Source organism: Enterococcus sp. 9D6_DIV0238 (assembly GCF_002174455.2).
Classification (GTDB): domain Bacteria; phylum Bacillota; class Bacilli; order Lactobacillales; family Enterococcaceae; genus Enterococcus_L; species Enterococcus_L dunnyi.
In genome coordinates this window covers 894240-907602 of record NZ_CP147246.1, presented here as the reverse complement: position 1 = coordinate 907602, position 13363 = coordinate 894240, and the positions used below count along the sequence as shown (strand labels likewise).

The window sequence follows — 13363 nt, the reverse complement described above, 5'->3', positions numbered from 1 at the left end:
ATAACAATTGCAGAGAGGAGCAGAAATATGACAGGTGGAGAGGTAGCAGCAGTTATCGCAGCAGTAGCATTTGCTGTATTAGTGGTCTTTATTATTTTAGTACTGATAAAAATCGGAAAAACTGTAGAAAAGGTTTCAACAACAGTTGATGAAGCGAATAAAACAATCGAAATCGTGACGAAAGATGTGGATATTTTATCTAGGCAAGTAGAGGGGCTTTTAGTAAAAAGTAATGAGCTGATCGAAGATGTCAACAAGAAAGTTGCAACGATCGATCCATTATTTGCAGCAGTGGCAGAATTGAGTGAAAGTGTATCTGATTTGAATTACTCTAGTAGAAATTTACTGGGGAAAGTAGGCTCCGTAGGTAAAACAACGGCGAAAGCTGGCGTAGTAAGTAAAGTAGGCGGAGCGGCATTCAAAGCATTTCGCCCGAAAAAGAAAACAAAAATTGAACCAACAAAATAAAAAAATAATGGAGGAATAACTATGGCAAAAAAAGGTGGATTTTTCTTAGGAGCAATCATCGGTGGAACTGCAGCAGCAGTCGCAGCACTATTACTAGCACCAAAATCTGGTAAAGAATTACGTGAGGACTTGGCAAATCAAGCAGATGATTTAAAAGACAAAGCAACAGACTACACAGACTATGCCGCTCAAAAAGGGGCTGAGCTTTCTTCGATTGCGAAAGAAAAAGCAAGTGCTTTAGGAGAACAAGCAGGTGATCTAGCTGGCAATGTCAAAGATAAAACAAAAGATTCTTTCGATAAAGCACAAGGAGTATCAGATAACGTTTTAGAATCATTCAAAAAACAAACTGGAGAGCTATCTGATCGTTTTAAAAAGACAGCAAAAGATGTGAATGATTCAGTGGATGAATTAGGTGATATCGCTGAAGATGCTTCAGATGATATTTTTATCGATGTGAAAGAATCAGCGAAAAAAGCAAAAGAAACAGTGTCAGAAGGTGTATCTGAAGCGAAAGAAGTCACAAAAGATGTTCCTGAAAAAGTAGAGGAAGCAAAACAAGATACGAAAAAAATTGCAAAAGAAACGGCTGACAATATTAAATCATAATAAAAAAGCCGAGACTCCTTAAAGAGTTTCGGCTTTTTTTCGTATTAATCGATGATTTGTAGTTCTTTTGTTGTTTTTGTGAAGGCTTCACAACCTGTTTTAGTCACATGAAGACAATCTTCGATCCGTACACCGACTTTGCCTGGGATGTAAATACCAGGTTCAATAGAAAAACACATGCCTTCTTCAATTACTAAATCATTCCCTGTAACTAGAGAAGGGTATTCATGAACGGTTGTTCCAATTCCATGTCCTAGTCGATGATTAAAATATTCTCCATAACCGTAACCACTGATCACGCCCCGAGCGACATCGTCTAATTCACCAGCTGTCACACCAGGTTTTACAGCATCCATAGCTTTTAACTGGGCTTCTAAAACAATGGAATAAATTTCCTTTTGGAAATCTGTTGGTTCCTTGTAAGCGACGGTTCTGGTTACATCACTACAATAGCCATTATAAACAACACCTAGATCAAACAAAACAAGATCCTGTTTTGCAACAGCTGTATTTCCAGGGTTTCCATGTGGGCTTGCAGCATTTTTTCCAGTTAAGACTAACGTATCAAAACTCATAGAACGGATACCCTGACGTTTTAATTGATATTCAATTTCAGCAAGGATCTCCTGTTCTTTAGCACCTTCGGTAATTGCTTTGAATCCAATTTCTAATGCCACATCGGCCCAATTTCCAGCTTCCATAAGTTTGTTCACTTCAGCAGGTGTTTTTAAAAGCTGTAGTTTTTCGATGACGGGAGTGACGCTGATTGAAAAATCACTTGAAGGAAATGCTTGGTTTAAACGTTCAAAACGAGAAACACTCAACGCTTCTTTTTCTGTTGCTATTTTAAGTGGATTGCCATTTTTCTTGATCAGCTGAGTGATTTTTTCCCATGGATCCTCGCTATCTAGGTAGCCATAGACTGGTTCACTCCAAGAACTATTTTCAGCATCCTCAACTTCTAATGCTGGGGTGAATAAGAATGATCCGCTATTCAATGAAATAAATAAAGCTAAAACTCTTTCGTGAGGGTCACTGTGATAGCCGGAAAAATATGCAATGTGGCCAGGATCACTGATATAGGTCAGATCGATCTGTTCTTTTTCCATCCATTTTTTTAAGTCATTGATTTTTTCTTGATTCATAACTCTCCTTCTTTCTACAAAACTGATAATAAGAAAATTGTATCTTTATCATACCACGAAAACACGTAAAGCGCTTTTTGAAATATATAGTAAATTTTCATGAAAATGAGATTAAAACGGTTGCAAAAACAAAAAAAGTCTGCTATTCTTAGTGAGAAATGTAAACAGCGTTTTCAGAAAATAGAAAAATTATAATTATTTAGGAGAATAATCATGGAAAAACAAACAATTACGATTTATGATGTTGCTCGTGAAGCAAATGTATCTATGGCAACCGTATCGCGTGTAGTGAATGGTAATCCGAATGTGAAACCAGCTACTCGGAAAAAAGTCTTGGAAGTTATCGACCGTTTAGACTATCGTCCTAATGCAGTTGCTCGTGGTTTAGCAAGTAAAAAGACGACAACTGTTGGCGTTATTATTCCAGATGTGAGTAATATCTTTTTTGCTTCGTTAGCACGAGGAATCGATGACGTAGCGACGATGTACAAGTACAACATTATTTTAGCAAATTCTGACGGCAACGATCAAAAAGAAGTCAATGTATTGAATAATCTTTTAGCGAAACAAGTCGACGGAATCATTTTTATGGGACATCATATCACAGATGAGATCCGTGGAGAATTTTCACGTTCTAAAACACCAGTTGTTTTGGCAGGTTCGATCGATCCTGATGAGCAAGTTGGTAGTGTGAATATCGATTATACAGAAGCGACCAAAGATGCGACAACGATGTTGGCAAAAAATGGCAACAAAAAAATCGCATTTGTCAGTGGTGCACTGATCGATCCAATCAACGGACAAAACCGTATGAAAGGATACAAACAAGCTTTAGCAGATAATGGGTTAACGTATAGTGAAGGGCTTATTTTTGAATCTGAATATAAATTTAAAGATGGAATCGCCTTAGCTGAGCGCGTTCGCAATAGCGGCGCAACTGCTGCTTATGTGACAGATGATGAATTAGCGATCGGTTTATTAGATGGTATGATCGATGCTGGGATCAAAGTACCAGAAGATTTTGAAATCATCACAAGCAATAATTCACTACTGACAGAAGTATCTCGTCCGCGTCTTTCAAGCGTGACACAGCCTTTATATGATATCGGTGCGGTTTCTATGCGTCTATTGACAAAATTGATGAATAAAGAAGAAATCGAAGATAAAACTGTTATCTTACCTTACGGTATGGATCAAAAAGGATCGACTAAATAATAGAATTTATCTGATAAAAATACCGCCAACTGAGCAATCAGTTGGCGGTATTTTTTAATTATTATCCTTTTTGTCATCCTCTTTTTTATCGTCTTCTTTTTTCTCGGAAGAAGAAGGCGTTGTGTTATTCGAGTTTGAAGATGATGGTGTTGTTGTTCTAGAATTATTAGAACCTGATGTAGCATAACGTCCCCAATAAGCACTATAATTAGCATCTGAGCCACCATAACCAAATTTATATTGGCTTTTTGGTGCGCCATCTTTGGCATAAAGAGAGACTGTATTTGGTCCAGGAGCAGTATAAGTACCACCATTATAAGTGAATGTTCCAGGTTTTTCACCAGTAAAACTAGAGACCGTCGATTTAATGACATCGTCTGAAAGGGTGAATTTTTGCCCTACTCCGAATAAATCTGGCCTAACAGAATAAACAGCATTGATTAGGTTAGCAAGATAATTACTATTTTGATCCCCGCTATTTGGGCTCATTGCTGTAGGAATATCATAGCCTGTCCAAGAACCTAGTGTGATCGTTGGCGTAGAAACGACTAGCCAAGCATCTTTGTAAAGATCAGTGGTTCCTGTTTTACCGATCCAGTCAACATTTGCTAAATCAGGATTCAGTCCGGAAACAACAGGTTTAAATGGTGTAGTGATTTTTGAATCAAGGACAGAGCGCATCATGTCATTCATGATGGATGCCGTTGCTGGAGAATAGACCTGAACAGGTTCATTCTTATGTTCATAAATAACTTTACCGTTATTGTCAGTGATTTTTTCGATCATATAGCCTTTTTGGTATTGCCCTTTGTTTGCTAAGGTTTGGAATCCATTTGTTTGAGTAAGTACGGTTGCTTCAACAGCTCCTAATGGTGCAGACTCATAAGCCCAAGCTTCAGATGCAGGATAATTCATCTTGCTTAGGTAATGATTATAAGCAAAATTGTCATCACCCATTTGCTGCTTCATTGCTTCATTTAAGTGATACACTGGAATATTGTATGACCATTCCAATGAATAACGAACGGTATCGAAAGTGTTTGTGCCGGAATTGGTGGCATTTGTTAATTCACCACCACCTCTGTAAGAAGTGGGATAGTTAGCTAAACGGCTCTCAGAACCGATCATGCCCTGGTCGATTGCCGGACCGTAAACTGAAATCGGCTTGATGGTCGAACCAACTTGTCGAACAGTGTCCAACGCATGATTACTTTGACTAACATTATAATCACGACCAGCAACAAAGCCGATGATCTTACCAGTTTGGTTATCCATCAGTACATTTCCTGTCTCAACAAGACCAGCGCCGTAACCGTCGTCAAGCATATATCCATAGGCAGCAACAGCGTTTTGCATCGTATCATAAACCGTTTGATCAATCGTCGATTGAATCGTGTAGCCGCGATTTTGGATTTCTCTGCGTGCTTGTTCTTCATATTGAGAAAGACCTATTTCATCTAAGTCTTCTTTTTTGACACCCGCTTTTTCGATATTGATGTCCATGATCGCTTCAACGGCTTTGTCTAGAACGGCGTAATACAGGTAGCCTTCTGTATTTTGATTCGCTGCTTGTTGTGGCTGGAAGTCTTGTTTCAGGTCATAATTTTTAGCTGCTTCGTATTCTTCTTTAGTGATCGCTTTTTCTCGATACATGCTGAACAATACAAAATCTTTTCGTTTCATACCATAAGAAAGATTTTCATCATCTTTAAGCTCACCTGTGTTTGTGTAAGGTGTGTAGATGATCGGGCTTTGCGGAAGACCTGCAATAAAGGCCGCTTGGGCTAACGTGAGATCATTTGCACTTTTTCCGAAAAGCCCCTTCGCTGCTTCTTCGACACCTGCGATGTTTTCACCTTTATTATTACGCCCAAAAGGAGAAACGTTCAAATAAGTTGTGACGATTTCATCTTTTGAAAAATAGTTTTCAATACGATAAGCCAACAGGATTTCATTTGCTTTTCGTTTGAAAGTCGTTTCGTCAGTTAAAATCTGCTGTTTGACTAACTGCTGTGTCAAAGTAGAACCGCCGGAAGAACCGCCGATACCTGTGGCATCAGAAGCAAGGGCACGAATCACAGCTTTCGGTACGACTCCTTTGTGTTCTTCAAAATATTCATCCTCAGTAGAGATGATCGCTTTTTTCAATAGAGGAGAAATATGCTCGCTGTCAACTCTTGTTCGAACCAAATCAGATTTGATCATGGCAATGTTTGTGCCGTCAGCATAGGTCATCTTAGAGACTTCAGTGATATCACTGATATCTGTTTGAAGCTCTTCTTTGGTTGGTGGTTCAGTGTCTTCTACAAGAAAGGCAAAATAGCCCATACCGATCCCTAAACCTAATGCACCGCCTAATAACAGCATGACAACTAAAAAGACAAACAAGGACTGCAAAACACGAATAACCACGTTAAAGCCCATGATGATCTTTTTCTTTTCAGGTATTTTATAAGAATGTCGTTCCGTTTGATTGGAATTATTCTGATTATCCAAAAGCTTCACCTCAATAAAATGTTACATTCCGTGATATTATAGCAAAAAAATTCTATAATGAACAGTTGTTCAAATGTTTCTATCGATTTAAACATAAAAACTTAAGAGTAGACATCGTAAAATTTTTACACATAGTTCAAAAAAAGAATAAAATGGACGAGTAGTATTCGTCCATTTTGGCATCAAGATTGTGTATTCTCACCGACACGGAACAAAACGATTTTTTTGATCAAGTCCATTGGTAAAGGGGAATCTAAAGGAAACTGGATTGCTCCTTTACTTGTCTTATACGCTGATAATTCTTCTTTAAATGCTGTAATTGCAGAAGGAGCAGGGTAGAAACCAATGTGGTTTTTAGCATTAGCAAAGTGAACTAAATTTCCATCTAAATAGAAGGTAGGCATACCGTAAGCTATTTTTTCTGTTGCTTGGGGAACTAGCTCCTTGATTTGATTGTATAATTGTTGTAGCATTTCTTGACGTTCTGGTGGACATTCAGAGATATAGGTTTCAATGATGGTCATCGTAATTTCCTACTTTCTAATTTGTTTCTTTTAGTATATCACGTAATAATCAGTTATCGTTTGTTTTTAGTTGTAAAAGCTTTACACATTTATGTTACACTAGCAATAACGATCAAATGAAATAAAAGGGTGAGAGCATGGCAAAATCGGTCACTGAAAAATTGAAATTAATGGTATATCCAATAAAAGCAATCGTCGATCGGCCCAATGAAAGTTATCTGAGTGAATTAAAGGATGCACAATTAGGTTTTCCTACTAAGCCTGTAGATCTTTTGTTTGTTTTTGTGAAGACGATGGATGAGTTTAAAAAAATTGTACACGTAACGATAGAAAAAGAATTGCTGAATAAAGATGGCGTCCTTTTTGTTGCCTATCCAAAAAAAGGAAATAAAATGTATCCAACATTTGTTCATCGGGATGAAATTTTTCCAGCTTTAGATGTAGACGATAGTGACGGGTATGTAGGGAAAAGCACATTGAAATTTAATCGGATGGTCAGCTTAGATGAAGTGTTTACAGTAACTGGTTTGAAAAATACTGAGAGAAAAGCACCTAATAAAAAGGCTACTAGTGCGAGGGTGGAAGATTATGTTAAGTTTATCCCTCAAGTAGAAAAACTTCTAGAAAAACATTCAAAAGCAAAAGTACTATTTGATAATTTGACGCCAGGATACAAAAGAGATTGGGCAAGATATATTTTTAGTGCAAAACAGCAAACGACACAGGATAAGAGAAAAGCAGAGATGATTGATATTTTAGAAAAAGGGTTTAAATCAAAAGAATTATATCGTCAATCTTTGTCAAAATAAAAAGTGGAGAGCGTTTATGGAGCAAATAGAAGAATATATTGAAGAGATAGAGGAGAAATGGCAAGCAGCATATAAAGAGTTGGCTCAAACTATTGCTGAAAATATACCAGAGGGGTTTGTCTTACAGATGCAGTATGGTATGCCGACTTATGTGGTGCCGCTAAGTGTTTTTCCTGAAGGATATTTGAATCGTAAAGATGAACCATTGCCTTTCATCAGTCTTGGAGCACAGAAAAAGCACCTCGCTCTTTATCATATGGGAATCATGGGGAATAAAGAATTGCTGCAATGGTTTCAAGAAGAGTATAAAAAAGTTGTTCCTACTAAACTGAATATGGGAAAAAGTTGTATTCGATTTACAAACACGAAGACGATTCCTTATGCGTTGATTGGAGAATTGGTGAGTAAAATCTCAATGGACGAATGGATTGCCAGTTATAACCTATACAAAGCAAAAAAGGACAGAGATTAAGAAGCAAAAAGATTGTCTTTTCTAAGTGATTCACGTACTCTTTTAGAGGATGGTCTTACTGTGAAAGAGATGAGCTGATGTAGGGCAGTACAAGACATTTGTAAGAAAGTGTTGATCATTTGCTGAGAATCACAGCGAAAGAAATTGAGTTGATCATTTATGTTATCCAACTGCACAAGCCAGCCTTTCGGAAAAAAGATAAAAAGAAATTGTGGTAAAGAGCACCACCTTTTCTTTTTCCTATTTTTCTGTCAAGGCTAAGCGGCTTGTTCCGCTTTTATCGTTATCCAGCTGCACAAATCAATCCTTAGGAAAATAGATAAATTGTCAGTGAAACAAAAAGTGTTTTAAAGTCAATTTCCTAATTTTCTACAGGATTAAGCGATTTGTTCCGCTTTTATTTTAAGGAGGATTTTTATGTTATTAGGTTCGCATGTGAGTATGAGTGGTAAAAAAATGTTATTAGGAGCTGCTGAGGAAGCGGCTAGTTATGATGCTACAACCTTTATGATCTATACAGGTGCGCCTCAAAATACGCGCCGTAAACCGATCGAAGAGATGAATATTGAGACCGGTCAAAAATTTATGGCTGAGCATCATTTGAGCAATATCGTTGTTCATGCACCATATATCATTAATTTAGGTAATACGATCAAAGTAGAGAATTTTGGTTTTGCGACGGAGTTTTTACGTCAGGAAATTGAACGAGCACAAGCTTTAGGTGCCACACAAATTACTTTGCATCCGGGAGCTCATGTTGGAGCTGGTGTCGATGCTGGTCTAAAGCAAATCATCAAAGGCTTGAATGAAGTGCTTTGGAAAGAGCAAATTCCGCAGATCGCATTAGAAACAATGGCTGGTAAAGGGACTGAGCTAGGACGGACGTTTGAAGAATTAGCGACGATCATCGAAGGCGTTACATTAAATGAAAAATTATCGGTAACGATGGATACATGCCATATCAATGATGCTGGTTATAATGTAAAAGAAGATTTTGATGGTGTCTTGGAAGAATTTGACAAGATCATCGGATTAGACCGCTTGAAAGTCGTTCATGTGAATGATTCTAAAAATCCGATGGGTTCCCATAAAGATCGTCATGCAAATATCGGTTTTGGAACGATCGGGTTTGATGCATTGAACAAAGTCGTTCATCATGAAACATTGACAGAACTACCGAAAATTTTAGAAACGCCTTATGTTGGTGCAGATAAAAAAACAAGCAAAGCACCTTACGGTTATGAGATTGCTATGTTAAAATCGCAAACATTCGATCCAGATTTATTAGAGAAAATAGAAGCACAAAAATAAAAATGCTGCAGGCTTTTTATCTGCAACAAATATGAGAAAAGGCTATTCATAAATTTCTTGTGAATAATATAGTAAAATAGCTTTTCTTTTCACCTGCTTTCTAGTAAAATGATTTCTTGAGAGCAATTTCATTAAAAAGAGGATAAAGTCCTCAATAAAATTAGAGATAATGAGTCTAACAAGAGCATTGACTGCGTAAATGGTTTAAAGTGCAGAAACTTTTGTTTGACTTTTCTATGAGAAAGGAGAGATTTATATGTCAACAGGTTTAGTAGTGTTAATCGCGATTATCGCTTTATTAGCAGGTGCAGCAGGCGGATTTTTCCTTGCGCGCAAATATATGCAAGATTATTTCAAAAAGAATCCTCCCGTTAATGAGGATATGTTACGAATGATGATGATGTCAATGGGACAAAAACCTTCTGAGAAGAAGATACGTCAAATGATGCAGCAAATGAAGAACCAGGGAGACAAATAGGTTCTTTTGAAGCTATTCAGATTTCAAGAGCACAACGGGCTGATTTTTTAGCCCGTTTTTTTGCACTTATTTTTAGTAAATGAAAGGAGTTGTATAGATAATGGGAAAACAACAGAGAAATGATGTGAGTGGTAAGTAGCAAGTTTAGAAGAGGAGAATGTACATGTCTATATTTAAAAAATTAGGTTGGTTTTTTAGGCAGGAAAAGAAAAGTTATGTTATTGGGGTTTTTTCATTGATCATGGTTGCCCTTGTACAGCTAGTTCCGCCGAAAGTCATTGGGATCGTTGTTGATGAAATCGCTGCTAAAAATATAGCGATTCAGTCGATTTTGTTTTGGGTAGGTATATTATTGGCAGCGGCTTTAGCACAATATATTTTTCGTTATATTTGGCGTTTGCATATTTGGGGAAGCGCTGCCCGACTTGAAAAAAATTTAAGACGGCAATTATTTCATCATTTTACAAAAATGGATGCTGTTTTTTATCAAAATTATCGTACAGGGGACTTGATGGCGCATGCAACGAATGATTTGAATGCAATTCAAAATGTTGCGGGTGCTGGTATTTTAACTTTTGCGGATTCATTGATCACAGGAGGAGCCACGATCATTGCGATGATTTTGTTTGTTGATTGGCGGTTGACGCTGATTGCTTTGATTCCATTGCCATTATTAGCAGTGACTTCGAGAATTCTAGGATCTAAGCTGCACGATGCATTCCGTGATTCACAAGCCGCTTTTTCGACAATCAACGATAAAACACAGGAAAGCATCACCGGAATGAAAGTTATCAAAACGTTTGGTCAAGAAAAGGAAGACATTGCTGATTTTACTGAAAAAATCGATGATGCGATCATCAAAAACAAACGGGTAAATTTTTTAGATGCATTATTTGATCCGTTCATCACACTGATTATTGGTATTTCGTATGTGCTGACGATCATCATTGGCGGACGCTTTATCATGGATGGTACAATTACGATCGGTCAATTGATTTCTTTTATTAGCTATATCGGTATGCTGATTTGGCCAATGTTTGCGATCGGACGCTTGTTCAATGTATTGGAGCGTGGAAATGCAAGTTATGATCGTGTCAATGAATTGCTTCATGCCAAATCCCATATTGTCGAGCGAAAAGATGCGATTCAGACACCGGCTAAAGGAGAATTGTCGATCGAAGTTGCGGAATTTAAGTATCCAAAGGATAAAGAGACAACGTTAGAGCAAATCAAATTTGTCTTAAATGAAGGGGAAACTTTAGGGATCGTTGGGAAAACAGGAGCAGGTAAGACAACGATCTTAAAATTATTGATGAGAGAATATGATAATTACCAAGGCCATGTGTCCTTTGGCGGACACAACATCAAAGATTATTCATTGGATGCTTTGATGCATTCCATTGGTTATGTGCCGCAAGATCATTTTCTATTTTCAATGACGATTCGGGAAAATATTCGTTTTGCTAACCCTGATTTTACTGAAGAGCAAGTAGAGTCAGCAGCAGAAATGGCGTTTATCAATAATGAGATCAAAGCGTTTCCAAAAGGATATGATACCTTAGTTGGGGAACGTGGTGTGTCATTATCTGGTGGACAAAAACAACGGATCTCGATTGCTAGAGCATTGATCGTCGATCCTGAATTACTGATTCTTGATGATGCTTTATCTGCTGTGGACGCAAAAACAGAAGAAGCGATTTTGTCTAATTTAAAAGAAGCACGTAAAGAAAAAACAACGATCATTGCAGCTCACCGATTAAGTAGTGTGATGCATGCGAAGGAAATCATCGTCTTAGATGAAGGAAAGATCATTGAACGGGGAACGCATCAAGAGCTATTACATTTAGCAGGCTGGTACAAACGGATGTGGGACAAACAGCAACTGGAAGCTAAAATCGAAGGGAGTGACGTCTAATGGAAGAAAAATATGAATCAGAATGGACAAAATCGATACCGCTAAAAGAACAAGTGACGATCGTAAAACGGCTGCTTAAATTTGCTAAGCCTTTTCGCCGAACCTTTTTATCAGCTATTTTCTTTGCACTGGTTCTTGCTGTCATCAATATTATTTTGCCCAGAATCATTCAATTGTTCATGGATGATTATTTAACACCCAAAACAGCGACGAATCAAGTGATTTTCTTTTTTGCCGGACTGTATTTATTTGGGATCATCGTGAAAAGTATTATTTGGTTTTTCCAATGGTTTTTATATTCGATGGCGTCCTTAAAAACCTATCAATATATTCGAGTGAAGTTGTTTGAAAAGCTTCAGACTCTGGGGATGCGCTACTTTGACCAAACACCGGCGGGTTCGATCGTTTCCCGTGTGACAAATGACACAGAAACATTGTTTGAATTTTGGTATGTCTTTTTGATGGTCTTGACGGGCATTTTTGCAGTTGTTTCGTCGTTTATCGCAATGTTTCAGATCAATGGAAAAATTGCTTTATATAATTTGATCTTTTTACCGATTTTATTGATCGTTATTTGGTATTATCAAAAATTTAGTTCTAGGATTTACCGAAGCATGCGGGAAAAATTGAGTCAACTGAATACAAAATTAAACGAATATATTTCAGGAATGCAGATCATTCAGCAGTTTAGACAAGAAACACGTTTGGAAAAAGAGTTTGAAGAAACAAATGATGAATACTTACGAACTCGTTTTTCGATGATTCGCACGAATTCATTGTTACTAGGACCGATCATCAATTTTCTGTATACGCTGGCAATTGCTTTGTCTTTGACCTTATTTGGGTATGATGCGCTGCATTCACCAGTAGAAGTTGGGATGATTTATGCTTTTGTGACTTATGTTCAGGCATTCTTTAATCCGATGACGCAAATGATGGATTTTTTGAGTGTTTTTACAGATGGTATGGTGGCGGGAAGTCGGATCCTTAAAATCTTTGATAATCAGGAAGTTACACCGCAGCAAGACCCAAGTGCTGATGCCATGATCACAGAGGGCAAGATCGAGTTTCGAAACGTTAGTTTTTCTTATGATGGGAAAAATAATGTATTGGATCATATCAGTTTTATTGCCTACCCAGGAGAGACCGTGGCTTTGATCGGACATACTGGTAGTGGGAAAAGCTCTATCATCAATGTATTGATGCGCTTTTATGAATTTTACGAAGGCGAAATCTTGATCGATGATCGGGATATTCGTGAGTATCCATTGCCTGAATTGCGTAAAAAATTGGGCTTGGTTTTACAGGATGCGTTTATGTTTTACGGAGATATCGCTGGGAATATTCGGATGCTGAATCCTGATATTACAGATGAACAAATAAAGGCTGCCGCAACATTTGTTCAAGCTGATAAATTTATTGAGACGTTGCCTGGGAAATATCATGCGAAAGTGATTGAACGTGGTGCAAGTTATTCTAGTGGCCAACGTCAATTGATTTCATTTGCGCGAACGATGGTCACAGATCCGAAAATTCTTGTACTGGATGAAGCAACGGCGAATATCGATACAGAAACTGAAGGTTTGATCCAAGAAGGATTGGCTAATATGAGACAAGGAAGAACGACGATCGCGATTGCTCACCGTTTGTCGACGATTCGGGATGCTGATCTCATTTTGGTCTTAGATAAAGGTCGAATTGTAGAACGTGGGAATCATACGCAGTTACTAGAAAAGAATGGATTGTATGCAGATATGTATCAACTGCAAAATGGTGAGGGATAATAAGGAAACGGTCAAGATATCTCGATTTTGACCGTTTCTTTTTTATTGTTCAATCTAGTGTTTAAAGACAGAATGAAGCATGATATAATAGACAACGTTGATGCTAATGAAAGAAAAGCAATGTCTGGCTAGAAAAA

12 protein-coding genes are annotated in these 13363 nt (G+C 37.6%); 9 read left to right on the top strand and 3 right to left on the bottom strand.

The features are described 5' to 3' along the window. Positions 1-27: 27 nt before the first annotated feature. Both A5889_RS04260 and A5889_RS04255 read left to right on the top strand, forming a co-directional pair. Positions 28-468, top strand: a complete 441-nt coding sequence (locus A5889_RS04260; protein ID WP_087641304.1) for a DUF948 domain-containing protein — start codon at positions 28-30, stop codon at positions 466-468. 21 nt (positions 469-489) lie between these two features. Beyond that, positions 490-1077, top strand: a complete 588-nt coding sequence (locus A5889_RS04255; RefSeq protein WP_087641305.1) for a YtxH domain-containing protein — start codon at positions 490-492, stop codon at positions 1075-1077. Between the two features lie 44 nt (positions 1078-1121). Here the strand turns inward: A5889_RS04255 and A5889_RS04250 are convergent, their stop codons facing one another. Next, entirely contained in the window at positions 1122-2222 is a 1101-nt protein-coding gene (locus A5889_RS04250; RefSeq protein ID WP_087641306.1) for an aminopeptidase P family protein, read from the bottom strand. A gap of 213 nt (positions 2223-2435) precedes the next feature. Here A5889_RS04250 and ccpA point away from each other — a divergent pair, with 213 nt between their 5' ends. Next, a complete protein-coding gene (ccpA, locus tag A5889_RS04245; RefSeq protein ID WP_087641307.1) occupies positions 2436-3437 on the top strand; it encodes a catabolite control protein A in 1002 nt (333 codons plus the stop codon). 54 nt (positions 3438-3491) lie between these two features. Here ccpA and A5889_RS04240 read toward each other — a convergent pair whose 3' ends face one another. Together A5889_RS04240 and A5889_RS04235 are read right to left on the bottom strand one after the other, a co-directional pair. Next, positions 3492-5933: a transglycosylase domain-containing protein gene (locus tag A5889_RS04240; protein ID WP_087641308.1), complete on the bottom strand. Its 2442-nt coding sequence runs from the start codon at positions 5931-5933 to the stop codon at positions 3492-3494. 182 nt (positions 5934-6115) lie between these two features. Beyond that, positions 6116-6457 (bottom strand): iron chaperone, encoded by a 342-nt coding sequence (locus tag A5889_RS04235; RefSeq protein WP_087641309.1) that lies wholly within the window; start codon positions 6455-6457, stop codon positions 6116-6118. Positions 6458-6594: 137 nt separating this feature from the next. On the opposite strand from A5889_RS04235, the gene A5889_RS04230 reads away from it, so the two are divergent. From A5889_RS04230 to A5889_RS04205, 6 genes are all read left to right on the top strand, one after another. Further along, entirely contained in the window at positions 6595-7266 is a 672-nt protein-coding gene (locus tag A5889_RS04230; protein ID WP_087641310.1) for a YdeI/OmpD-associated family protein, read from the top strand. A gap of 16 nt (positions 7267-7282) precedes the next feature. Beyond that, positions 7283-7738: a DUF1801 domain-containing protein gene (locus A5889_RS04225; protein WP_087641311.1), complete on the top strand. Its 456-nt coding sequence runs from the start codon at positions 7283-7285 to the stop codon at positions 7736-7738. Between the two features lie 417 nt (positions 7739-8155). Further along, positions 8156-9049 (top strand): deoxyribonuclease IV, encoded by an 894-nt coding sequence (locus tag A5889_RS04220; protein ID WP_087641312.1) that lies wholly within the window; start codon positions 8156-8158, stop codon positions 9047-9049. A 256-nt stretch (positions 9050-9305) separates the two neighbouring features. Further along, a complete protein-coding gene (locus A5889_RS04215; protein ID WP_010764461.1) occupies positions 9306-9527 on the top strand; it encodes a YneF family protein in 222 nt (73 codons plus the stop codon). 163 nt (positions 9528-9690) lie between these two features. Further along, positions 9691-11442, top strand: coding sequence for an ABC transporter ATP-binding protein (locus A5889_RS04210; RefSeq protein ID WP_087641313.1), 1752 nt, complete (start codon positions 9691-9693; stop codon positions 11440-11442). Continuing rightward, a complete protein-coding gene (locus tag A5889_RS04205; RefSeq protein ID WP_087641314.1) occupies positions 11442-13226 on the top strand; it encodes an ABC transporter ATP-binding protein in 1785 nt (594 codons plus the stop codon). Before A5889_RS04210 ends, A5889_RS04205 begins: the two co-directional genes overlap by 1 nt. Positions 13227-13363 lie beyond the last annotated feature (137 nt).

What these genes read in the sequence shown, in the direction of transcription:
- A5889_RS04250 (WP_087641306.1), bottom strand. Translation starts at nt 2,222, where the DNA reads ATGAATCAAGAAAAAATCAATGACTTAAAAAAATGGATGGAAAAAGAA.
- A5889_RS04220 (WP_087641312.1), top strand. Translation starts at nt 8,156, where the DNA reads ATGTTATTAGGTTCGCATGTGAGTATGAGTGGTAAAAAAATGTTATTA.
- A5889_RS04215 (WP_010764461.1), top strand. Translation starts at nt 9,306, where the DNA reads ATGTCAACAGGTTTAGTAGTGTTAATCGCGATTATCGCTTTATTAGCA.
- A5889_RS04235 (WP_087641309.1), bottom strand. Translation starts at nt 6,457, where the DNA reads ATGACCATCATTGAAACCTATATCTCTGAATGTCCACCAGAACGTCAA.
- A5889_RS04255 (WP_087641305.1), top strand. Translation starts at nt 490, where the DNA reads ATGGCAAAAAAAGGTGGATTTTTCTTAGGAGCAATCATCGGTGGAACT.
- A5889_RS04210 (WP_087641313.1), top strand. Translation starts at nt 9,691, where the DNA reads ATGTCTATATTTAAAAAATTAGGTTGGTTTTTTAGGCAGGAAAAGAAA.
- A5889_RS04260 (WP_087641304.1), top strand. Translation starts at nt 28, where the DNA reads ATGACAGGTGGAGAGGTAGCAGCAGTTATCGCAGCAGTAGCATTTGCT.
- A5889_RS04205 (WP_087641314.1), top strand. Translation starts at nt 11,442, where the DNA reads ATGGAAGAAAAATATGAATCAGAATGGACAAAATCGATACCGCTAAAA.
- ccpA (WP_087641307.1), top strand. Translation starts at nt 2,436, where the DNA reads ATGGAAAAACAAACAATTACGATTTATGATGTTGCTCGTGAAGCAAAT.
- A5889_RS04230 (WP_087641310.1), top strand. Translation starts at nt 6,595, where the DNA reads ATGGCAAAATCGGTCACTGAAAAATTGAAATTAATGGTATATCCAATA.
- A5889_RS04225 (WP_087641311.1), top strand. Translation starts at nt 7,283, where the DNA reads ATGGAGCAAATAGAAGAATATATTGAAGAGATAGAGGAGAAATGGCAA.